The sequence below is a fragment of the Ignatzschineria larvae DSM 13226 genome (assembly GCF_038500265.1).
Taxonomy (GTDB): Bacteria; Pseudomonadota; Gammaproteobacteria; order Cardiobacteriales; family Wohlfahrtiimonadaceae; genus Ignatzschineria; species Ignatzschineria larvae.
The window spans coordinates 1,336,800-1,357,454 of the sequence record NZ_CP150637.1 but is presented as its reverse complement, the minus strand read 5'-3'; the positions used below and the strand labels follow the sequence as shown (position 1 = coordinate 1,357,454).

Below are 20,655 nucleotides of genomic sequence, written 5' to 3'. Positions count from 1 at the left end.
TAACTGATTTCTTCTTTTTCCTCTTCACTCCTACTTGACTGTTTTAAAGGAACCACAATGTTGTTAGCGATTGTTATTTTTATCTTTACGTTGATTCTGGTCATAGGGCAACCTAAAGGGCTAGGCATTGGTTATAGTGCAACAATAGGGGCTCTGTTAGCGCTGATTTTCGGTGTAATCGATTGGCAAGATATCATAACGGTATGGGGTATTATCTGGAATGCGGTATTGACCTTTATTGCGATTATCCTTATTAGCTTGGTATTAGATGAAGCTGGATTCTTCCGTTGGGCTGCGCTCTATATGGCACGTTTGGGGCGAGGAAGTGGCCGGCGACTATTCTGTTATATGATCTTATTAGGTGCCTTAATTTCAGCCTTTTTTGCCAATGATGGCGCAGCACTGATCTTAACACCGATTGTAATGGCGATTTTATTGCAATTAGGGGCGTCACGAGCTTCAACGCTCGCTTTTGTGATGGGCGCTGGGTTTATTGCAGATACAGCGAGTCTGCCTTTAACGGTTTCAAACCTCGTCAATATTATCTCGGCAGATTACTATGGCATCGATTTTGGTCGTTATGCATCAGTCATGATTCCGGTGAATATGATCTCTGTATTAGCCACATTAGCGGTTCTCTATCTTTTCTATCGCCGGGATCTACAATTTCAATATCAGTTAGAGACAAAACAAGATGCCGGAAGTCTTGAAGCACTTATCCCCCGTAATGCAATTGTCGATCCTCTAACTTTCAAGGCCGGCTGGTGGGTTTTAGGGTTGCTTTTAATCGGTTTCTTTATCTCTGATCTAATCTCGGTACCGATTAGTGTGATTGCCGGCATTGGCGCCTTGATTTTGCTATTGATTGCTAAGAAGGGGCAGAAAATCGATGTCCCTAAGATCGTACTCTCGGCACCTTGGCAGATAGTGCTCTTCTCATTAGGGATGTATTTAGTGGTATTTGGCTTACGAAATGCCGGATTGATGGATTATTTGGTGATATTACTCAACCAATTAGCAGGACTCGGTATTTGGGTAAGCACCATAGGGACGGGATTTTTAACGGCGATATTATCTTCCATTATGAATAATCTTCCCACTGTTCTGATCGGCGTACTCTCTATTGATGCCTCAAATGCAACAGGTTTAACACAGGAAGCGATGGTCTATGCCAATGTCATTGGTAGTGACTTAGGGCCGAAAATTACCCCCATTGGAAGCCTTGCAACGCTCCTCTGGCTTCACGTTCTATCGCTTAAAAATATGAAGATCACCTGGGGCTACTATTTCCGCGTCGGGATTGTGTTAACATTGCCAGTACTTCTGATGACACTAATCGCTTTAGCGGCAAGGTTAACACTGTTTTAACGAATAATTTTTAGTGAATATTAGTGGATAGAGAATAATGAGGAGAGATCATTATCGCGCTTCACTACTTTGTAACGGCGCTTCTAATTCCGCTCTGATTTCATCGGGCACACCATAATGAATCTCATCGATAAACCACTGTTTTTCTAATAGTTCAGTGCGGACAATCACCTCATCATCCACTTCTTTACCAAGGCAAGCTTTGGCGATTGGAGAGTTGATGGAAGCATAATCTCTATGATGGGCAATCTCATCAGCACCAACAATCCGAAAGTAGAGGCTATTCTCTTCCTCATCTGAAAGCCGTACCCAAGCGCCGAAATAAATCTTTCCCTCTTGGCTAGGGGAATAGGGGACCGGACGAAGAAGCTCAAGGCGCTTACGAAGATGACGTACACGCCGATCGATGGCTCTTAACTTCTGTTTGTTGAACTGGTAATCAGCGTTCTCAGAGCGATCGCCTAATCCTGCAGCCCAGGTGACTTTTTGAGTAATTTCAGGGCGTTCAATACGCCATAGAAAATCGAGCTCTTTTTGCAAAAGGGCAAGGCCCTCCGGCGTAATTAAATTGACACTCATGACTTTATTATGAATCCTTTTTTGCTATTGATGCGTGCTGATAAATTACTGATTGATTACTTTCTTCGAAGTTTTTGGCTATTTTTTACGATTATTCTTAGTTCTTGGGCGACGTTGTGTTCGGCGGTTATTGTCTGAACTATTGCCGGCATTGCCGCCGTTGCCATTACCATTGCCGTAACCTTGAGTAATATTTTGGATAAAGTTACCACTAGTAGATTGACCGATACCGCCGGGAACACCAAAAGGATCCCGTCCTCTACGGCGATTTTCACGCGCAATATTCGCTTCAAAAGAACCTGATTCAAAGGGTAAGCGATTGCGGTTGACGATCTCATCTTGATTAACATTAAAGAAATCACTCTGGCTATCACCTGTTGGCTGATGGCTATTCTGATTTTTGTTGTTGCGACGATCATTGCGCGGATTGTTACTGCGGGTTTGTCCTCGTTGTGGCGATGAGCGTCTAGTTTGTCGTTTATCAACATTACCACTGCCATTGCCATTATTATCTTGAGACTCACCCGCCTGTGAGCGAGTACGTTTTACCGTTTTACGATTCTTTTGTGAACGTTCTCTCGAGAGTGTTTGATTTGAATTATCTTGATTATTTTGATGATTATCGCGCGTCTGTTCTGTGGAAGCCGATTGCGAAGAGGTTACGATCTCTTTATTTTGAGAGCCCACTTCTTTGCGTGCTCTGGCATCAGTTGCAGGCGCAGTTTGAAGATCAACTTCTTCTATTTGTTGCGCTGTTTGTTGAGCATTACGCGGTTTCTTATGCCCCCCTTTAACTGGTTTTTCTCGCTTATGGTCAGCTGTTTTTGCAGAATCGTCTTTCGGTTCCCGGCGCTTAGGTGGTTCGATATCAATAGGAATAATCGGCAATCCTAATTGCGGATATTCTTCAGTGAAAGATTGAATCCAAGCTTTATCATTTTCTGTAGCAATAGAGATAAAGTGAGCAGGTTTATAATGATTTTGAATAAATTCAAAACGCTCAGCATACTCTGAATAGACGGTAGGGAAATCGAGAAACATGACAGAATCACACTTTTCAATTTTAGAAGCAAACTCTTCAATTACGCGATGCATTAAGATAAAGACAGTAAATTGCCCTTTGTTATAGCGTTCGAATAGGCTAGTTGCCGTCTCATCATTGATCTTTTCATGTACTACGCGGCTCCGAATACGCGCGCGATAGAGGTATTTTTCTAGTAATCGTGCTGATTGCCGATTGTGGGTGACGATCAAAAGATGTTGCAGGTGATGAGTGCGAATATAATCGCGAATATATTGGCGCTGTAGGTTTTTAGGTACTAGCGCAATAAAGGGGCTTTCTGGTAATGCCGGGGTTTCAGTTTTTTGGGGCGATTTTATTTGATCAGAAGATGGCGCACTATCTTGTGTAAGATCTGCTGTGACAGAATGTTCGGTATTTTTGGCAGTATCTTTAGCGCGTTTCATTTTCGGAGTATCTACTTCTGTTTTAGCTTCGATTACTACTGTTTCTGTCGCATCTGCCTCAGTTTTCGCTACTTTTTTGTTCTTTGTAAGCGTAATTTTTTGTGGTGCTTCTACGGTTGTTTCTTGGACTTGACTGAGTGGCGCCGGCGTTGAATGGATATTCTTCGTTAATGTCTGCGTAATCAGAGTAAAGTCAGAAGCTAATAGCAAGCTTTCATTCTCGATAGTAAGAAGCGATCGATTTAATTCATCAACAAAGAGCAGATCATGTAGAAAATTAGCCGGGATTGCTTCATCGATCATAATGATATCGAGATCGAGCAACGGCAGGGAATGTTGGCGAATCCGTTCTAGTGAAAAGAGCGGATAAGGGATGATTGTGATGTTTGCTTGGTTGAAATTAATCTGGGAATCTGGTGTATCCGCTAAGATAAGATGTAATTTTAACTCAGGATTTGCTTCAGCTAATAGCATGCGAATGAGGATAGCATCACTAATATTGAGCGTGAGAAGAAGCGTTTTATGAAGTTGTTCTGTTGCAATGAGTTGTGAAACTTGTGCTAATAGCTCAAAAGCCTCGGGGGATTGAATCAGCTTTAATGCAAGCTTCTCCTGTAATAAGGTCTTTGTTGTAAGTGAGAGTTCTTTCCAATGCGTTAATGTAGTCTCTTTCATAAAATCCATGTAGTTTTCTATTTATATTTGATTATTAGTTGTGACATAAGTTCGGATATCAAAATTAAATCAATCCCAAATCAATCTATAACGTCTTTACTGCTTATTAAGTTTAGAATTCATATGACTATATTCGTAAATTTATTAATGAATTTGGGGGCATACCTTTATTCAATATTCGTTGTTATCGATGCATTTACTGATGCGCTCTTTACTCCCAAGCAGAATCAAAATAAGATCAAAAGTGACCTGTCATTGATATTTTCGTCATCTATATCTCTGTTATCTATATTTAGTTAGATAGCCATACAGAATATAGTGTGCATATACCAATCTATGGTGAGTCTATGCACTAGGAATTTTACTGAATATATTAATCTACGATACTCGTTCGACTTCAATATATTATATTGTCTCACTTTGTTATTATCGATTGAATTAGCCTTCAAGCTTAAAATGGCTATGAAGGGGTGCCAGTTCAAATTAGAAAGCCAATTTTTCTTCAGGAGAAATTTTGTTGTGGTTATTTACATGCTATTGCTATATGAATTGTAGTGATTTCGTATTTAAAACGACTATCTTTGGTATATAATATGTTGATATATCTGAAATCAGCTACTCATAGGATATCTAATTTACTTTGGTAAGATCCTAATAGACATGAAAGAAACAACTCATTTTCCAACATTTTAACAAGAATAAACGTTTAATGTTAATTTCTTCTCGTTTTTATTGAAATATGATCTTTTAACAATCTTCTCAATTCTAGGTAACGCTTTATAATTTACCACGATAAGGGTAAAATGCAAAGATTACAATAACAAATTATGCTACAGTATAGCCTGTGATTATCGAGAGGTAATCTTAGTTAATCAGTAAAAAATAAACAACAAGATTAAGTGAATTAACAATATCAAAGGATCCATAAAGCTATGAAGCGTATCTATTTTTGGTTGAAGCTGGCAATTTGGTTATTTATCTTTGCGGTAGTCTTTATAATTTTCTATGTCAATCGTGATGGCCAATTAACCTTTAATTATCTTTTAGGCGAAGCGACACTGAATACATCGATCTTTATCTGTATCGTTTTTATTATTGGTGCGCTCTTTACATTAGGTGTTCTGATGTTGATTAATATTCCAAGTCTCTTTTCTCATTTTGCGTTAAAAAGCAATTTAAAACGCCTTGAAAAAGAGAATGCAGAATTGAAGCGTAAAACACATGTGCTTTAACAATCGTACTTATCAAAAAATGTAATCTATTCATGATGATCGCCGTAAAGACCGGGCAGGGCTTATTGCAAAATAGATTGATTGATCTATTCAATCAAGGATTAAATGTACATGTTTGAATATATCTGGCTACTGCTTCCGCTCGGGCTCTTAATTGGTTGGCTTGCGGCAAAACGGGATAATCTCAAGAAGCAGAAAATGCTTCGTTATCTCAATCTGCGCTATTTTGTGGAGGAGAGTAAAGAGATCGATGCCTCGCTCTTAACACTTCCGCCTGATTATGATGTCGATAACCTCAATTTTAGCCTTATGTTAGGCGATCTTTTTCGCAAAAGAGGGGAAATTAATAAAGCCATTAATCTTCATGAATATCTGCTGAAAGAAGCACCGACACAAGCATTGACCGATAAAGTCTACTTATCGTTGGCAGAAGATTACCAAGTTGCCGGAATGCTAGACCGCGCTGAGAGCACATTAAGATTACTACTCGAATCATCAGGTTATAAAGAGACGGCTCTTCGAAAGCTTGCCAAAATTTATAAGCAACAGCGTGAATGGCTACAGAGTATTGCAATGCTTGAACAATTGACTGAGCTTGATGATAATTTGAATGCTGAAATTTCGCATCTCTACTGTGAGCTTGCAGAAGGGGAACTTTTGCAACCGGAGTCTCTTAATTTAGACCGGTTAACGCTTTGGCTTGATAAGGCGTTGAGTGCTGATCGCAACTGTGCTAGAGCAAATTTGATCCGAGCTTATGCGCTCTACTATTATGGCAATTATGAAGCTTCGCTTGAGGCATTATTGCTCATCGAGAAGCAAAATAGTGACCTAATTCCAATGATTTTATCGATGGTTTATCATCTTTCGGTTTTGTTAGATCGGATGCAATTTTTTCAAGATTGGTTAGCGAAGATGATGATGAAGAATCACCATATCTTTCTTAAAATTTGGCAAACGCATTGGCTGATTAAAACCGTATCACTTGAAGCTGGCATTGAATATCTGCAAAAGGTATTAAATAACGAAAGTAATCTCTATGGTTTGATGGTCTTAAATCAATTGCAGAAGTATCGTATTGATGTGACTGAAGTACGTTTAATTGAGAAAACTTTCCGAGAAATGTTAGATCAATATGCACAATATCAATGTAGCTCTTGCGGCTATACCACTAAGAGTTTGCAATGGAGTTGCCCAAGCTGTTTTGAGTGGAATCGCTCTATTCCTGTGAACGATATTATTGCATTGAAAGTGAAACATTAGGCTGAAAGTGTATAATAGGGCGGATTGAATCGCCACTCATAATACGCTGTGTTGTAATTTGGCTTTGGTATATAAAATCCTTTTATATTAATAGGTTATATCAAGATGCCATATCGAGATATCATATCAATCTATTATCGTAGTGTGCGGTCTCATATCGCTACCCATAACCTCGTTATTTAGACTTGAGAGACTCTATGAAAGATCAATTACGCTATCATCTTGAAGATAAGCCCCCTTTTTCCATTTCCCTTTTACTTGCTGCTCAACATCTTCTTGCTGCACTGGGTGGTATTATCGCAGTGCCTTTGGTGATTGGCAGTGCACTCAATTTAAGTGCGGCCGAGAAAATTGCTTTGGTCAATGCAGCGCTTTTAGTTTCAGGTGCGGTCACATTTGTCCAATCTCGCGGTATCGGTCCGATCGGTTTACGACTGCCGGCGGTGATGGGGACAAGCTTTACCTTTGTCGCCTCCGCCATAGCGATCGGTAATAGTGAATATGGCGTCAGTGGAATTTTAGGTTCCTCATTAGTAGCTTCCTTAGTGATGATTATAGGAAGCTTTTTTATGCCTCAAATTCGTAAACTTTTTCCGCCGGTTGTGACGGGAACAGTTGTTGCGATGATCGGTTTGAGTCTATTGCCGGTTGGACTTGATTGGTTTGCAGGTGGGCAAGTGGGCTCGACACAATATGCCACAGCTTCTAATCTATTAGTAGCCTTTTTAGTGCTCTTCGTTGTGATTGGGCTTACACAGTGGGGAAAAGGGATTCTCTCTTCTGCATCAATTGTGATTGGAATGGTTGTGGGTTATCTTGTGGTCATTCTGTTTGAAAAAGGTTTTGGCTTTGATCTTGGCTTAACCAATTTTAGTGGTATTGAAGAAGCCTCTGTATTTGCATTACCTGAATTCTTTAAATATGGTTTCTCATTTCCTATTTCAGGGATTATCGGAATGAGTATTGCTTATCTTGTGACCATTGTGGAATCAAGTGGTAACTTCTTAGCATTGGGCGAAGCAACACAGTGCAAAGTGACCGGCAAGCGAATGAAAGGCGGCATTCTCTGTGAAGGGCTAGGCTCGGCATTAGCAGCTTTAATGTCTACAACTCCATTTTCAACTTTTGCCCAAAATATCGGTATTATCTCTTTGACTGGTGTTGCGAGCCGCTTTGTGGTTGCAATGACCGGGATTCTGTTAGTACTTGCCGGAATCTTCCCCATCTTTGGCGCTTTAGTGGTCTCTATTCCACTGCCGGTATTAGGGGGTGCAGGTTTGATGATGTTTGCGATGATTATAACCGCCGGTATTCAGGTCTTAGGTCGGGTTGAAATCAATAAGCGTAATGGTCTTGTGATCTCCGTTTCTCTTGGTTTAGGTCTAATGGTCACTATGCGCCCGGAAGTCTTAAATGCCTTGCCGGAATTTATTCAAGTGATCTTTAAATCAGGGATTACAGTGGGATCGCTCTCTGCACTCATCTTAAATCTCATCTTACCCGGTCGTGAGATTGTGCAAGATGATGAGTTAGAAGAAGCTTAATCAATAAAGTGTGAAGTGATTACTACGTTGTTTATTAACAAGCAAAGAACAGATAACAAATAGCAAATAGCAAATAGCATAAAACATAGAGAATTGTGAAGGATATTGGATATTTGTAAAAGCTTGCAAAAATTGCTTGAAGAACTCACATTCCTCAGATTTTACAATCAAAAATCGCTATAATGACCCTTCGAATTAAGAAGGAGAAAAGTATGAGTGATGAGTTAGATGATTTAACATTTGATCTTGATAATCTCTATGCGGGCGTAGAGGGGAATTCTGAACGTCCAATTGATACTTCAACCCCTGAAGAGATCGAAGATACCGGCTGTGCGGGCGGGGCTTGTACTCTGTAATAAGCTTGGGGATTGCAAGTAGTCACAATCAGTAGAATATCACTGAACGATATCATCAAAACGGTGAGCCTTAACTTAAGGTTCACCGTTTTTTATGATCGGTTCAAAAGAAGCTTATCCAAATGCCGGCGCATCAGTTGATCGAGGTAAGGAAACTGTTCTATCCGGCATCTTGCAAGTGTTGGTGAGTCAGGTTTATCTTCTTTTAACCCCCCCAATAGCTATTTAAAAACCATTTTTCTTAAACCAAATTTACGATATGATCAACCTCTTCGGGGTTCATGATAAGGGCGAAGTTCAAAGAGAAGAAATTCAGCTACAACTGCTTTGTCACTATGAAGAGCATCGGTTTCTATCGCAGAAAGATCCGTAGTAGAAAGCCCTGTAGCAGACAGCGTCAATTGTGTTTCATCATAAATACGAGCACCATCGCCGGCTTTAAAGCGGTGACCATTTAAGGATAATCTCCCTTTAGCAAGATGAAAATAGTAGAAATGATCCTCTTTTAATGGAATATCGAGAGATCCTGTTGCCGTTAATCCACCAGCATAGATTCGAGTTTCTTGGCGAATCTGTAATGATTGATCTTCTCCATTAGGGGAGACAATAAGGGTTAATTGGTTCTGCTTTTGATTATCGAGCAATTCTAATTGCTGATATCGTGGCGGCGTATTTGCTTCATTGGGTAATAGCCAGATTTGTAGGAGATGAACAGGATCGTCACTGCCGTTTTTCTCGCTATGGACAACACCACTGCCGGCGCTCATCAACTGAATTTCGCCCGCTTTGATCGTTTCACTATTACCCATTGAATCTTGATGGGTCAGCTCACCCTCTAAAACATAAGTGAGAATTTCCATATTATCGTGAGGATGGGCCCCAAAGCCTCTATGGGGCGCAATGCGATCATCATTAATGACAATAAGGTCTGAAAATCCCATTTCGGTAGGCTCATAATAGCGAGCAAAAGAGAAGGTGTGGGCGGCTTTTAACCAACCATGATCGGCATGTCCTCGATCTTCTGCCAAACGAACTTTAATCATTTTAAATCCTTTACCTATTGATAGGTTTAATGTTGTGGAATATCTGTTTTAAGTGTTTAAGTGAATCAATGAGTGAAACATTGGATGGGGATTATTGGCGTGATATTGAGTTGTCTTAGTGCAATAAGACAATTTGGTATAAATAAGGTACAATAGAGTCTCTATCATTGAATAATTAGAAGATAAAATATTAGAAATAAATTGTTAAAAATAGTTGATATAGCTAATTATAGAGAAGAAAACTCTCAACGATAAGTGAAATTAATAGATGGTTATCTTCGAAATTTTTGAAAATGGATGAATACGAACAAATAAAGGAGTATAAAATGCGACTCACTTTAGAGGCGATTAAAGTGATTGAGACAATTGCAAAGACAGGTTCATTTACCAAAGCAGGGGAATTGCTCTATAAAGCACCTTCGACGATCTCTTACACCGTTTCTAAGATTGAAGAACAGATGGGATTACAATTCTTTGAACGTAATGGCCCACACGTGACTTTAACGCCGATTGGGCAGATTTTATTAGATGAAGGAAAACCACTCTTAACGGCTGTTTCAGACCTTGAATCAAGACTCAATAAATTAGCTAGCGGTGTTGAGGAGTCGATTCATATCGCTGTAGATGAGATTTTTCCTATTACACAAATTTTACCGTTAATCACACAATTTCAACAATCATTGGTGGCAACACCCTTAACCTTATCTCGAGAAGTGATGATGGGCGCGTGGGAGGCATTATTGAAATTCCGCGCGGATCTTGTGATCGCTGTAGGGGAAGGGCCATCAGGAGGTGGATATCGTACTTATCCGATTGGTGTTGTTCCTTTTATCTTCTGTGTTGCGCCGGATCATCCTTTGACGGTGATTGATCGCCCTTTAGAGCGGAATGATTTATTGGCTTACCCGGCGATTGTATTAGCGGATAGTGCGCGTTATCTACCTTTAAGAACGGCAGGATTATATGAAGGGCAGCAACGGATTACCGTTACGACTTTGACAGATAAAATTGCACTACAAAAAGCCGGGATGGGTCATGGATTTTTACCAGAATCAATGGTTCAAGAAGCCATTAACGCAGGGGAATTAGTGACCTTACCGGTACTTGAAGGGCATAAAGAAGAGACGCTCTATCTTGCTTGGCGAACCGCTGATGAGGGATTAGCGCAACAATGGTGGCGAGAAGCATTAGCAGATCATTGGGTACGATAATGGAATCAAATTAAGTTATAGTCAGATCGGTTCAAAATAAGCTTATTCAAATGCCGGCGCATCAGCTGATCGAGGTGAGGAAGCTATTCTATCCGGCATCTTGCAAGTGTTGGTGAGTCAGGTTTGATGTTCTTTTAAAGTTCCACACTGGCTATATAAAAAACATTTTTCTTAAACCAAATTTACTATCATTCAAATCGGTAATTGTAATTGCGATAATCCGCTATTGAGCTGCGCTTTATCAAGATCGATATTCGCAATGGCAAGGCCCATCAAACGAATACCGCGATCAGGATGAAGTTGAATTTTATCTAATAGCCAGAGCACGACTTTCCAAAGGGCTGTAAGATCATCGCCGAGTGGAAAGGGGGTTGTGATACTACGGGAGAGCTGACTAAAATCGCGGTAACGGACTTTAAGCGTGCAATTTCTGCCCCTAAAATCACTCTTTTTCGCCCGGCGAATAAGCTCAATAGCAATAATCTCTAACTCTTCAATCACTTCTTCTTTGAGTTTTAAATCGATAAAAAAGGTCTCTTCTACGCCGACCGATTTCTGTGGTTGGTTCGGTTCAACGGGGCGAAGATCGACCCCTCTTGCATAGTGATAATAACTTTTTCCGGCCTTGCCAAAATGCTTAATTAGAAAGGCTTCATCGAGATTCTGAAGATCAGCGCCGGTACTAATGTCCAATTGATGCATCTTTTGTGCCGTTGCTTTGCCAATGCCAAAGAAATCTTCAATGGGTAATTGCGCAAGAAATGCTATAGCCTCTTCTTGTCGAATTGCAAAAAGGCCATTGGGCTTATTCACATCTGAGGCAATTTTAGCTAAAAATTTGTTATATGAAACGCCGGCAGAGGCGGTCAATCCGAGGGTGGTTTCAATTTTGTGCTTGATCTCTTGTGCGATCACAATCGGATCACTGATATTAAAATGATTTTCGGTGACATCCAAAAAGGCTTCATCGAGGGCGATCGGTTCAATGAGCGGAGTATATTGCCGGAAGATATCCCGAATTGCCCGAGAAATTTCCCGATAACGATCAAAGCGAGGCGGCGCAAAAATAAGATGAGGGCAGCGCTCTTTGGCAATACGAGCCGGTAGTGCTGAGTGTATGCCAAATTGACGCGCTTCATAACTCGCTGCCGCGATTACGCCGCGACCTTCAGAAAATCCTACAACGAGTGGTTTCCCACGATATTCAGGATGATCGTGCTGTTCAATAGAGGCATAAAATGCATCCATATCAATGTGGAGTATCTTTCGTTGCATCATTTGAGTAGATCTACTTTATGCGTTGTGACCAGCAGTATGATCATAAGCTATAGTCATATCGGTTATCAATGCCCGCCGGCGTTCTCTAAGATTTGGGCAATTTCATCGAATCCTCTCTCTTTTGCTAGAAAGAGCGGTGTTTTGCCATATTTATCGGTCATATTAGGATCAGCTCCGTGCGCTAGTAGTAAGCGAATAATCGCTTGTTGTGTAGCGCCGCCATCATTGAGAATAATCGCTTCTAATAGCGGTGTCCACCCGACGAAATTAGTGTGGTTGACATTGATAGCACTCTTTTCAAGTAGGAGTTGCACCATCTCTAGATGCCCCTTTTCGGCCGCTGGAGTAATCCCTACGCCTCCAAAGCGGGTTAAACGCTTTAGATCAGCGCCGGCATTTAACATCATCTCAACGAGTTTCAAATCATTGTGAATACAGCCCCACAGAAAGGGATTAAAACAGATTTGGTCCTGAAGATTAATATCCGCACCTTGTTCTATTAGGAATTGCACCACATCATATTGCTGATGTTTAGCCGCGATTAAAATTGCGCTCTCTTCAGTACGATTAAGCGCATTAATATCGCCTCCTGCTTGAAGATATTGCTGAATAGCCTCTAAGTCGCCTGTTTGCGCTGCTTGATGATAGTGGGTAATAGTTGAAATAGTTGCAGTCGTTGCAGTAGTGGTAATGGTCATCTGCCTAATCTCCTTTTGATAGATTGATGAAATAGACGGTAATAATCGCCCACTTCATCGTTTTAAGTCCATATTCTATTGAATCCATATTCTATTGAATCCATATTCTATTGAATCGATATTTTACTGAATATGTTGTTGATTCATCCTTGAATCTGATTGAATTCTGCTTTAACTCTTTAGCTAAATTGCTGATGACTATTTTTTAGGTTTGCGGCGTTTTTTCTTTTTGTTTCCTTCGCTAGAACGATCTATCGTTTGGTTCTTTGGACGATGACGCTTCGATTTTTTCCCAGTTTTACCCTCATCACTACGGCGTGGTTTTTTAGGGACTTTTTGTCCTTTAGTAGCATTTCCTTCATTGGGTAGAGGAGAGATTAATTCAAAATCGATATGTTTTGTTTCAGGATTGGATTCTAATACTTTAACGCGCACCACATCACTGAGGCGATATTGTTGCCCGGTATTTTCCCCAATTAAACGATGTTTCGTATCATCGTAGAGATAGTAATCCCCTTGCAGTTGGGAGATATGGACTAACCCTTCAATAAAGATCTGATCGAGTTCAATAAACATCCCAAAGCGCGTGATGCTTGTGATTCTGCCATCAAATTCATCGCCGATAAAGCGTTGAAGATACTTCGCTTTGAGCCAATCCATCACATCGCGTGTTGCATCATCGGCCCGGCGTTCTGCCATTGAGGTATGTTCGCCCATATGCACCATTTGCGATTCTGTGTAGAAATGCTCAAAATTCCCTTTTTGCAGTAGTAATTTAATCGCTCTGTGAATAATTAAATCAGGATAGCGGCGAATAGGGGAAGTAAAGTGGGCATAATGGGTTAAGGCTAAGCCAAAGTGGCCATCATTTTCCGGTTGATAAACTGCTTGGCTCAATGAGCGAAGCATTACCGTTTGGATCATATTAAATGCCGGCAATTCTTTAGCTGCTTCTAGCGTATCGGCATAATCCATCGGCGTAGGTTCATCCGCGCCGGCAAGCCCTAACTTAAATTCTCGTAAGAAATCGCGAAGAGCGGCTAATTTTTGACTATCGGGTTTTGGATGAACGCGATAGAGCGCTGAGAGCGGTGATGACTCGATAAAACGCGCGGCGGCGATATTAGCGGTAATCATACACTCTTCAATAATTTTGTGAGAATCAAATCTCGCATCAGGAACGATTTTATCAATCTCCCCATCTTCGTCATAGAGCACTAAAGTTTCAACAGTATCAAAGTCAATAGTGCCGCGTTCATTTCGTGCTTTACGGAGAATCTTATAGAGCGAGTAGAGATTATCTAAATGAGGCACGAGTGCCGCATAGCTTTCACGAAGTGCGCTATCGCCATCGATAATTTGTTGAACTAATTCATAGGTTAAGCGTGCGTGAGAACGCATAACACCCTCAAAGAAAGCATATTCTAAAAGCTCACCCTCATGATTGATCTTCAATTCTGCAACCATCGTTAAACGGTCCACTTCAGGATTGAGTGAGCAGATCCCGTTAGAGAGTTTATGATGAAGCATCGGTACAACATAGTTCGGGAAGTAGACTGAAGTAGAGCGTAGATATGCATCTTGATCAATTGCTGAATCCCGTTTGACATAGTGCGCCACATCGGCAATAGCGACATAGAGTTTATAACCCTCTTTGATCGGCTCACAATAAACTGCATCATCAAAGTCCCGCGCGGTAATACCATCAATGGTCACAAGCGGCAAATCACGATAATCCTTACGTCCTTTATGTTCTTTCTCGCTCACTTCATCAGGAATTGATGTTAATTCACTTTCAGTCTCTTTTGAGAATTGATGAGGAATATTATGCTCCAAAATAGCCTGCATAATCTCAAGATCAACGGTCATCTCTTCACCAAATGTTTCAAGTACTTTGGCTTTCGTTTCCCCTTTATCAGAAGGGTACTCGGTAATCTGAATGCGTACAAGGTCTAAGTGCTTCGCCTTGAGTGTATCGGTATCATCGATCTTAAATTCAACCGGGATTTTACGATTTTCGGCGATGACGATATTGTGACCCTCATCACGATAGAAGCGGCCAATAAGTTCTGTAAGTTGATGTTCGATCACTCGGGTAATACGGGCAATCGCGCGTCCACGATTATCAATGCCATCAATCGCCGCTTCGGCAATATCGCCTTGAAGTAATGATTTCATCTCATTGGGCGGAATATAGAGATTAGGCGCACCCGCTATCTCTAAGAAGCCGTAACCTTCGGCGTGGCTTGCCACTCGACCAGTATAACGTTGATCAGGATTGATTACTTGTAATTTATCCTGCTTATCGAGATAGAGTGCTCCTTGACGAATCATGGCATTAAGACGATTCTCAAGCGCATCAAGCTCCCAGCTTTTACGAAGCTTAAAGATGCCTGCCATCGCTTCAAAATCAAGATTAGGGTGATTTTGCAGTAGCTTTAAGATAAAAGCTCGGCTAGGCACCGCTCGGCCATATTGTTCTTTCTGGATTTCATACTCGGCATCATTCTCAAAGTAACGTGCAAAGTAGTCTAAATTTTTGGTTGGTTTGTTCACTAATGTATTCCTTTTTATTATCTGTCTATCTCTTTCTTGAGAGATTGTGAAATGGTGATAATTTTATTTCATTTTACAATCATAAAACCTCAGGAAAGAGGGCAGTGTGACTATTATTGATCGTTATGATGACAAGTAGATATTAGATATTCTCAAAATCATTGAGTTTAGAAAGATACTGACTTCAGTGATCTAAGTTATTGTTCGTTATTAAATATCGAGGTTATCAACGATAAAATAATCACGCCACCTATGATGTTGGGTTATGGAGTATTGCCAGAGTAGGCAATCAACTTGAAAGTAAAGACTACACATTTATCTATTATATTGGTAATGATGAGCAGTGCTTTCCCTTAAGGTTTTTCTATGTTCTCTTATTTTATTGATTAATATCGTGCTATTTTGAATGATTTATTTTATAGCATACCCCTCTATTCTAACAAATTATCAGGCAATGCATCGGGATAGTTACGATATTGGAAAAATAGATAGTATCAATGTTCTGTTTATCCTCGGATAATGGGTAATTGTTAGGCATTTTTTATGAACTATTGGGCTATTACATTTATGAAGATTTTGCAGAGATCTTGTCAATGATCTTATCGACTAGAGGTTCCGGTAATGTCATTTCTAATGGCACTGACCAAAGATCTTCTCTTTTGAAATGAAGGCATTTACTCGCGTCTTTTTCGGTCATTAGGATCGGCGTTGTGATATCGGCTAAATCCGTTTCTGTTAGCGCATAATGATCAGGGTAACTACGAGTCGTAAATTGTAATCCTTTAGCTTCAAGCATTTGATAGAAATTTTCAGGATGCGCAATGCCGGCAATAGCGGTAAAGGGGGTTGTTTGCCATTCATTAAAGGGGAGTATCTCTCGAGTATAGAGCGATCTCGGATCTTGTAATGTGGCTTTAAGTTCGATAATGGGCGTATTCATCGCCTGTTCTAAATGATGAATAGTCTCTTCATCGGCCCCATTTGCCCAAATGTAATCGACAGTTTGTAGCCGTTCAATAGGCTCTCGTAAAGGACCCGCCGGTAGAAGATAGCCATTTCCGAATCCTTGTTGACCAATGAGAGCAATTTCGATATCGCGCGCAAGTTGGCGATGTTGTAAGGCATCATCACAGATAAAGCAGTCAATGTGTGGATTTTGTGCTAAAAGCGCCATCCCCGCTTCATAGCGATTGTGGTAGATCGCCATCGGTGCTTCTGTTTTTTGATAGATCAGGTAAGGCTCATCCCCCATTTCAAGCGCGGTAAGTTTAGTGGAAGCAATGGTTAATTCCTGCGTGTTACGACCAAATCCTCGGGAGAGAATCGCAACCTTTAGTTCTCGAGCTTGCAGAGCCTGCGTTAATGCAATGGTTGCCGGTGTTTTCCCCGTTCCACCCACATTGATATTACCAATAACGATGGTAGGCTTCGGAAGTTTTTGCGCCTTTTGCGCTTTTTGTTGTAACGATCGATGAGAGATCAAACCATAGAGTTTTGATAAGGGCCAAAGTAAACGCGCTGGCATTGTTTGCTTTTGCCAAAATTTAGGCGTCTGTTGCTTTATTGCCATATTTTTGCTCGTAAAGGTAGATTAATCCTTTGAAGATCAGCGTTTCATCGAAGCAGATATCGGTGTCTAGGATATCCCGATAATAATTCATATTACCGCCGGTAAAGAGCACTTGTTCAAGGGGCATTGTTTTACGCATTTCGGTCAACAACCCTTGAATCATATAGTAATGACCATTGATCGTGCCGATACTCATAGACTCAAAAGTATTGTAGCCGAGTGCTTGCGGTAGGTAGCAATATTGCATTTCAGAGAGTAGCGCCGCTTGGGCATAGAGCCCTTGTAAACTCGTTTGAATGCCGGGTGAGATCGTTGTCCCGACAAAATCACCATCTTGAATCACAAAAATAGTAGTCGCTGTCCCGAGCGCAACCACTGCACAGTTTTTGAGTTGATAACTCGCCTCTACCCCATAAAAATTAGCGATAAAGTCCGCGCCTAACAGATTAAGATTAGGAAGCTTGAAGCGGTTCCAATCAATCGGTAGATCATTCCGTAAACTCTCTATAGGAAGCTGATAAAGCATACCCATCGCACGAATGGTTTCATTGAGCTTTGGCACCACAGAGACATAGATGATCGCTTCTAGCTCTGTTGCTTCGAGTTTAGCATTCTCTAAGTCTTTGATGAGCGCTTCTGGCGTCAGGTTCAGCGCATCTTGCGTGAAAGGTCGAATGAGGGGCGACAGCTTACGAGTCACCGTATCATAGAGGCGAAAATCCGCTGTTGTATTACCGATATCTACGAGCAGTAGTTTCATTATATAATGCGCTTTTCCAGTGAAATAAAGTCCTATATTATAACGTTTTTAGTGATAAATTCACGCTAATCCTATTTTTCAGCCATTATCTTGGTTATGATCTAATTGTCGAAAAATAGCAGCATAATGAATAGAGATGATTACAGGATAATTTACAGGGCAATTTACAGGACAATTATGAAAATATTATTGCAGAGAGTCAGTGAGGCATCGGTGACGGTAGAGAATGAAATCATCGGCGCAATTAATGCCGGCATTATGGCATTAGTGGCGATTGAAGAGGAAGATGATCAACAAACGATAGAGAAGGGGATTACCAAGCTCTTAAAGTATCGCATTTTTAGCGATGATGCCGGTAAAATGAATCTCTCCCTTTTAGATATTCAAGGGGAATTGCTCCTCGTTTCGCAATTTACCTTAGCCGCTGAGACTAATAAAGGGCTTCGCCCAAGCTTCTCTAAAGCCGCAAAGCCTGAAGTGAGCGAAGCACTATTTCAATACGCAGTTGATTTTGCCAAAACCCAATTACCAATTGTAGAGACAGGTAAGTTCCGGGCAGATATGAAAGTTGCGCTCATTAATGACGGCCCGGTGACTTTTCTGTTAGAGATTTAGCGAGTTTCTTGAAACGCTTCCTATTGATTCTCTTGTTGAAGCTCTTGCATCACTTCACTGAGCAGTTTAAAGGAGTGAAGTCGTTTTTCTTTATCATACACCATTCCGGCAAACATTAATTCTTCCACTTCAATCTCTTCTAAGAGCTCGCTAATATAGGCTTTAACATCTGTTTTATCGCCGACTGCAGAGAGCTTGAGCATCGAAGATGCGTGGCGTTTCTCTAATGGATTCCAGAAGCTTTCAATATCCTCGATAGGCGGCGGTGTTAATCTGCGATCATCTCTGATTAAGAGGGTAAAGCTCTGTTGCATTGTGGTAAATAGGTATTGTGCTTCCGCTCGTGAATCGGCGACAATGGCATTCATACAGAGCATTGCATAAGGTTTATCTAAATATTGCGAAGGTCTGAATTGCTCGCGATAGACCCGTAATGCCTCTTTCATCTGTGCCGGTGCAAAGTGGCCGGCAAAAGCGTAGGGTAATCCCATATAAGCGGCAAGTTGTGCGCCAAATAGGCTAGATCCTAAAATCCAGATCGGCACATCTAAACCCATTCCCGGAATAGCGTGAATGCGTTGATTATCAACAGGATGAAAATAGGTCAGAAGTTCTGCGACCTCATTCGGGAATTGTTCTGCTCTACCGGGATCTCGGCGAAGAGCATAAGCCGTTGCTTGATCGGTTCCCGGCGCGCGTCCAAGTCCTAAATCAATTCTTCCGGGATAGAGGCTCTCTAAGGTTCCAAAGGCTTCTGCCACCATTAAGGGGGCGTGATTAGGGAGCATAATACCACCGGCACCGACGCGAATCTTCGACGTTTTCTCAGCTAAATGACCGATGAGTACTGCTGTCGCTGAACTTGCGATATTAATCATATTATGATGTTCGGCAACCCAGAACCGTGTATATCCCTGTTGTTCACCTAATTGTGCTAAGGATACGGCACGTTGAAATGCGTCCTTGGCTTTCTCTCCTTGATAGATATTGGCTAGATCTAAAATAGAATATTGCATCTGAATCTCCTTATATGATGAATCCCTCAATAATTGATAGATATAAGATCAATACATCGGTTTATGAGTTGAACTAAAAGGGATCTATTTGAAATGGCAATAGTAAGTTAATGGGGATTCAGATCAAGAAAACCAAGTATTTATTTTGGTACATAGTAGTCAGCTAGTCAGCGAGTAGTCAGCGTGTAATAAGTTGTAGCGTTAATACCACGTATCCTGCATCTCTTCGATGAGTAGAGAAAGCTGGTGATCATCAAAATAGAGTGGGCGAAAATTGAGTACAAAGGCTTTGATATCTTCAAATGAACCCTGTAATTCGCAACTTTCATCATTCGGCTCATATTGGAAAGCACCTTGCAGATCAGTAAACTCATTCTCAAGATAAAACTCAATGATATCCACCCAATTGTAGCCACTACTCTCCATCTCGAGTGCATCAAATATTTCAAATCGCTCATGCGCCGGGAAAAAGAGACCAAAGCGATCCTCATCATATTGGATAATTTCAAAAGGATGAATACGTTGTAGATCTTCCATCAATAAAACCTCTGATTGTATGTTTGTGATAATTGATATTTAGAAAGCCATAAGGCGCGCAATAGTGCACCATTTTAACGAAAGACGCTATTTTTAGGCTACTTTTATTCACAAAGAGGATTATAAAAATACATTCGAAACATTCGCAACATTCAAAGATCCTATAAAAATAAGTAAGGTATTATTGATGGTTTTTTTTAGCAGATGTTTTCAGCTCTTTAATCACCGCTTTAGTGATTTTCTCGATCTGTTTTAGGTAGGTTTGCATCTTTTGTTGATCTTCTTCGAGTTTAATTTGTAACTCATCTTTGTACCCTTCACTCTGACATTGTGCCCGTAAGTCGATGGTATGCCCGATCTGTAAACAGTAATCTTCAATCGTAAAAATATGTTCTCGAATTAAATTGAGCGTATTGTGCGAATCATCCTGACGTGCTGCTTGGTAAATTGCACCATCAATGAGATTTAATAATGCTTGTTGCAATGTTTCAAGAGAACCTAAGTTTTCGATAATTTCAAAATTAAGCGCTAATATCTTAAGAATAGAGATCGATTCGATAGGTTTGAGATGGTAAACAGACATGCGATGATCGATCAGTTCGTCGATATCTATTGCTTGGAGTGTTTGCAATGTATCTGTAATATACCTAGATAAAAGCAGAGCGTCACTAGCACTAGATTGTACTACGACCATCTCTTTAAATGAGGGAAAACGGCTAATCTCCTGATAGAGAGAAATAGCCTCTTGATCGCTTAATGTCTGTATCATCACTATGCTCCTTCATTATCCTCGTATTTTACACGCGTTTTGATTGACCTTTAAAGTCTAAGGTTAATTATTGATTATTGGGAGGTTTGTATTGGTCAATTGACTAGATTCGTAACGC

Annotated in this window: 19 protein-coding genes; 8 read left to right on the top strand and 11 right to left on the bottom strand. The window is 40.7% G+C overall.

What is annotated here, in order from left to right; all coding sequences use genetic code 11:
• Positions 1–57: 57 nt before the first annotated feature.
• Positions 58–1,368 carry an arsenic transporter gene (locus WMO13_RS05645; RefSeq protein WP_026878992.1) on the top strand — a complete coding sequence of 437 codons (1,311 nt, stop codon included), beginning with the start codon at positions 58–60 and terminating at the stop codon, positions 1,366–1,368.
• Between the two features lie 51 nt (positions 1,369–1,419).
• On the opposite strand, the gene greB is transcribed toward WMO13_RS05645, so the two are convergent.
• On the bottom strand, positions 1,420–1,947 hold the full coding sequence (gene greB, locus WMO13_RS05640; RefSeq protein WP_051396234.1) for a transcription elongation factor GreB: 528 nt from the start codon (positions 1,945–1,947) through the stop codon (positions 1,420–1,422).
• A gap of 78 nt (positions 1,948–2,025) precedes the next feature.
• Positions 2,026–4,089, bottom strand: coding sequence for a hypothetical protein (locus tag WMO13_RS05635; RefSeq protein ID WP_156923268.1), 2,064 nt, complete (start codon positions 4,087–4,089; stop codon positions 2,026–2,028).
• Between the two features lie 932 nt (positions 4,090–5,021).
• Between WMO13_RS05635 and WMO13_RS05630 the strand changes: the two genes are divergently transcribed.
• From WMO13_RS05630 to WMO13_RS05610, 5 genes are all read left to right on the top strand, one after another.
• Positions 5,022–5,321 (top strand): lipopolysaccharide assembly protein LapA domain-containing protein, encoded by a 300-nt coding sequence (locus WMO13_RS05630; protein ID WP_026878994.1) that lies wholly within the window; start codon positions 5,022–5,024, stop codon positions 5,319–5,321.
• A 111-nt stretch (positions 5,322–5,432) separates the two neighbouring features.
• Positions 5,433–6,584, top strand: coding sequence for a hypothetical protein (locus WMO13_RS05625; RefSeq protein ID WP_026878995.1), 1,152 nt, complete (start codon positions 5,433–5,435; stop codon positions 6,582–6,584).
• Between the two features lie 197 nt (positions 6,585–6,781).
• On the top strand, positions 6,782–8,128 hold the full coding sequence (locus tag WMO13_RS05620; protein WP_026878996.1) for a nucleobase:cation symporter-2 family protein: 1,347 nt from the start codon (positions 6,782–6,784) through the stop codon (positions 8,126–8,128).
• 212 nt (positions 8,129–8,340) lie between these two features.
• Positions 8,341–8,484, top strand: coding sequence for a hypothetical protein (locus WMO13_RS05615; RefSeq protein ID WP_156923269.1), 144 nt, complete (start codon positions 8,341–8,343; stop codon positions 8,482–8,484).
• A gap of 94 nt (positions 8,485–8,578) precedes the next feature.
• A complete protein-coding gene (locus tag WMO13_RS05610; protein WP_270049113.1) occupies positions 8,579–8,713 on the top strand; it encodes a hypothetical protein in 135 nt (44 codons plus the stop codon).
• A gap of 34 nt (positions 8,714–8,747) precedes the next feature.
• Here the strand turns inward: WMO13_RS05610 and WMO13_RS05605 are convergent, their stop codons facing one another.
• Positions 8,748–9,527 (bottom strand): pirin family protein, encoded by a 780-nt coding sequence (locus WMO13_RS05605; protein WP_026878997.1) that lies wholly within the window; start codon positions 9,525–9,527, stop codon positions 8,748–8,750.
• Between the two features lie 326 nt (positions 9,528–9,853).
• On the opposite strand from WMO13_RS05605, the gene WMO13_RS05600 reads away from it, so the two are divergent.
• Positions 9,854–10,738 carry a LysR family transcriptional regulator gene (locus WMO13_RS05600; RefSeq protein ID WP_034855755.1) on the top strand — a complete coding sequence of 295 codons (885 nt, stop codon included), beginning with the start codon at positions 9,854–9,856 and terminating at the stop codon, positions 10,736–10,738.
• Positions 10,739–10,930: 192 nt separating this feature from the next.
• Here the strand turns inward: WMO13_RS05600 and dinB are convergent, their stop codons facing one another.
• From dinB to WMO13_RS05575, 5 genes are all read right to left on the bottom strand, one after another.
• Positions 10,931–12,013, bottom strand: coding sequence for a DNA polymerase IV (gene dinB / locus WMO13_RS05595; RefSeq protein ID WP_026878999.1), 1,083 nt, complete (start codon positions 12,011–12,013; stop codon positions 10,931–10,933).
• 68 nt (positions 12,014–12,081) lie between these two features.
• Positions 12,082–12,714, bottom strand: a complete 633-nt coding sequence (locus WMO13_RS05590; protein ID WP_051396236.1) for an ankyrin repeat domain-containing protein — start codon at positions 12,712–12,714, stop codon at positions 12,082–12,084.
• A gap of 198 nt (positions 12,715–12,912) precedes the next feature.
• Positions 12,913–15,270: a ribonuclease R gene (gene rnr / locus WMO13_RS05585; RefSeq protein WP_051396237.1), complete on the bottom strand. Its 2,358-nt coding sequence runs from the start codon at positions 15,268–15,270 to the stop codon at positions 12,913–12,915.
• A 565-nt stretch (positions 15,271–15,835) separates the two neighbouring features.
• A complete protein-coding gene (gene lpxK / locus WMO13_RS05580; protein ID WP_034855757.1) occupies positions 15,836–16,840 on the bottom strand; it encodes a tetraacyldisaccharide 4'-kinase in 1,005 nt (334 codons plus the stop codon).
• Positions 16,815–17,600 (bottom strand): type III pantothenate kinase, encoded by a 786-nt coding sequence (locus WMO13_RS05575; RefSeq protein ID WP_026879001.1) that lies wholly within the window; start codon positions 17,598–17,600, stop codon positions 16,815–16,817. Before WMO13_RS05575 ends, lpxK begins: the two co-directional genes overlap by 26 nt.
• 177 nt (positions 17,601–17,777) lie before the next feature.
• Between WMO13_RS05575 and dtd the strand changes: the two genes are divergently transcribed.
• Positions 17,778–18,215: a D-aminoacyl-tRNA deacylase gene (gene dtd, locus WMO13_RS05570; protein WP_026879002.1), complete on the top strand. Its 438-nt coding sequence runs from the start codon at positions 17,778–17,780 to the stop codon at positions 18,213–18,215.
• A 20-nt stretch (positions 18,216–18,235) separates the two neighbouring features.
• Here the strand turns inward: dtd and WMO13_RS05565 are convergent, their stop codons facing one another.
• The 3 genes from WMO13_RS05565 to WMO13_RS05555 form a co-directional block, all read right to left on the bottom strand.
• Positions 18,236–19,231 (bottom strand): LLM class flavin-dependent oxidoreductase, encoded by a 996-nt coding sequence (locus WMO13_RS05565; protein WP_034855760.1) that lies wholly within the window; start codon positions 19,229–19,231, stop codon positions 18,236–18,238.
• Positions 19,232–19,432: 201 nt separating this feature from the next.
• Positions 19,433–19,768 carry a hypothetical protein gene (locus WMO13_RS05560; protein ID WP_026879004.1) on the bottom strand — a complete coding sequence of 112 codons (336 nt, stop codon included), beginning with the start codon at positions 19,766–19,768 and terminating at the stop codon, positions 19,433–19,435.
• A gap of 181 nt (positions 19,769–19,949) precedes the next feature.
• Entirely contained in the window at positions 19,950–20,537 is a 588-nt protein-coding gene (locus WMO13_RS05555; RefSeq protein ID WP_026879005.1) for a hypothetical protein, read from the bottom strand.
• Positions 20,538–20,655: the final 118 nt, after the last annotated feature.

Coding starts and splice junctions, on each gene's coding strand:
- WMO13_RS05645 (WP_026878992.1), top strand. CDS start 58: ATGTTGTTAGCGATTGTTATTTTTATCTTTACGTTGATTCTGGTCATA.
- greB (WP_051396234.1), bottom strand. CDS start 1,947: ATGAGTGTCAATTTAATTACGCCGGAGGGCCTTGCCCTTTTGCAAAAA.
- WMO13_RS05635 (WP_156923268.1), bottom strand. CDS start 4,089: ATGAAAGAGACTACATTAACGCATTGGAAAGAACTCTCACTTACAACA.
- WMO13_RS05630 (WP_026878994.1), top strand. CDS start 5,022: ATGAAGCGTATCTATTTTTGGTTGAAGCTGGCAATTTGGTTATTTATC.
- WMO13_RS05625 (WP_026878995.1), top strand. CDS start 5,433: ATGTTTGAATATATCTGGCTACTGCTTCCGCTCGGGCTCTTAATTGGT.
- WMO13_RS05620 (WP_026878996.1), top strand. CDS start 6,782: ATGAAAGATCAATTACGCTATCATCTTGAAGATAAGCCCCCTTTTTCC.
- WMO13_RS05615 (WP_156923269.1), top strand. CDS start 8,341: ATGAGTGATGAGTTAGATGATTTAACATTTGATCTTGATAATCTCTAT.
- WMO13_RS05610 (WP_270049113.1), top strand. CDS start 8,579: ATGATCGGTTCAAAAGAAGCTTATCCAAATGCCGGCGCATCAGTTGAT.
- WMO13_RS05605 (WP_026878997.1), bottom strand. CDS start 9,527: ATGATTAAAGTTCGTTTGGCAGAAGATCGAGGACATGCCGATCATGGT.
- WMO13_RS05600 (WP_034855755.1), top strand. CDS start 9,854: ATGCGACTCACTTTAGAGGCGATTAAAGTGATTGAGACAATTGCAAAG.
- dinB (WP_026878999.1), bottom strand. CDS start 12,013: ATGCAACGAAAGATACTCCACATTGATATGGATGCATTTTATGCCTCT.
- WMO13_RS05590 (WP_051396236.1), bottom strand. CDS start 12,714: ATGACCATTACCACTACTGCAACGACTGCAACTATTTCAACTATTACC.
- lpxK (WP_034855757.1), bottom strand. CDS start 16,840: ATGGCAATAAAGCAACAGACGCCTAAATTTTGGCAAAAGCAAACAATG.
- WMO13_RS05575 (WP_026879001.1), bottom strand. CDS start 17,600: ATGAAACTACTGCTCGTAGATATCGGTAATACAACAGCGGATTTTCGC.
- dtd (WP_026879002.1), top strand. CDS start 17,778: ATGAAAATATTATTGCAGAGAGTCAGTGAGGCATCGGTGACGGTAGAG.
- WMO13_RS05565 (WP_034855760.1), bottom strand. CDS start 19,231: ATGCAATATTCTATTTTAGATCTAGCCAATATCTATCAAGGAGAGAAA.
- WMO13_RS05560 (WP_026879004.1), bottom strand. CDS start 19,768: ATGGAAGATCTACAACGTATTCATCCTTTTGAAATTATCCAATATGAT.
- WMO13_RS05555 (WP_026879005.1), bottom strand. CDS start 20,537: ATGATACAGACATTAAGCGATCAAGAGGCTATTTCTCTCTATCAGGAG.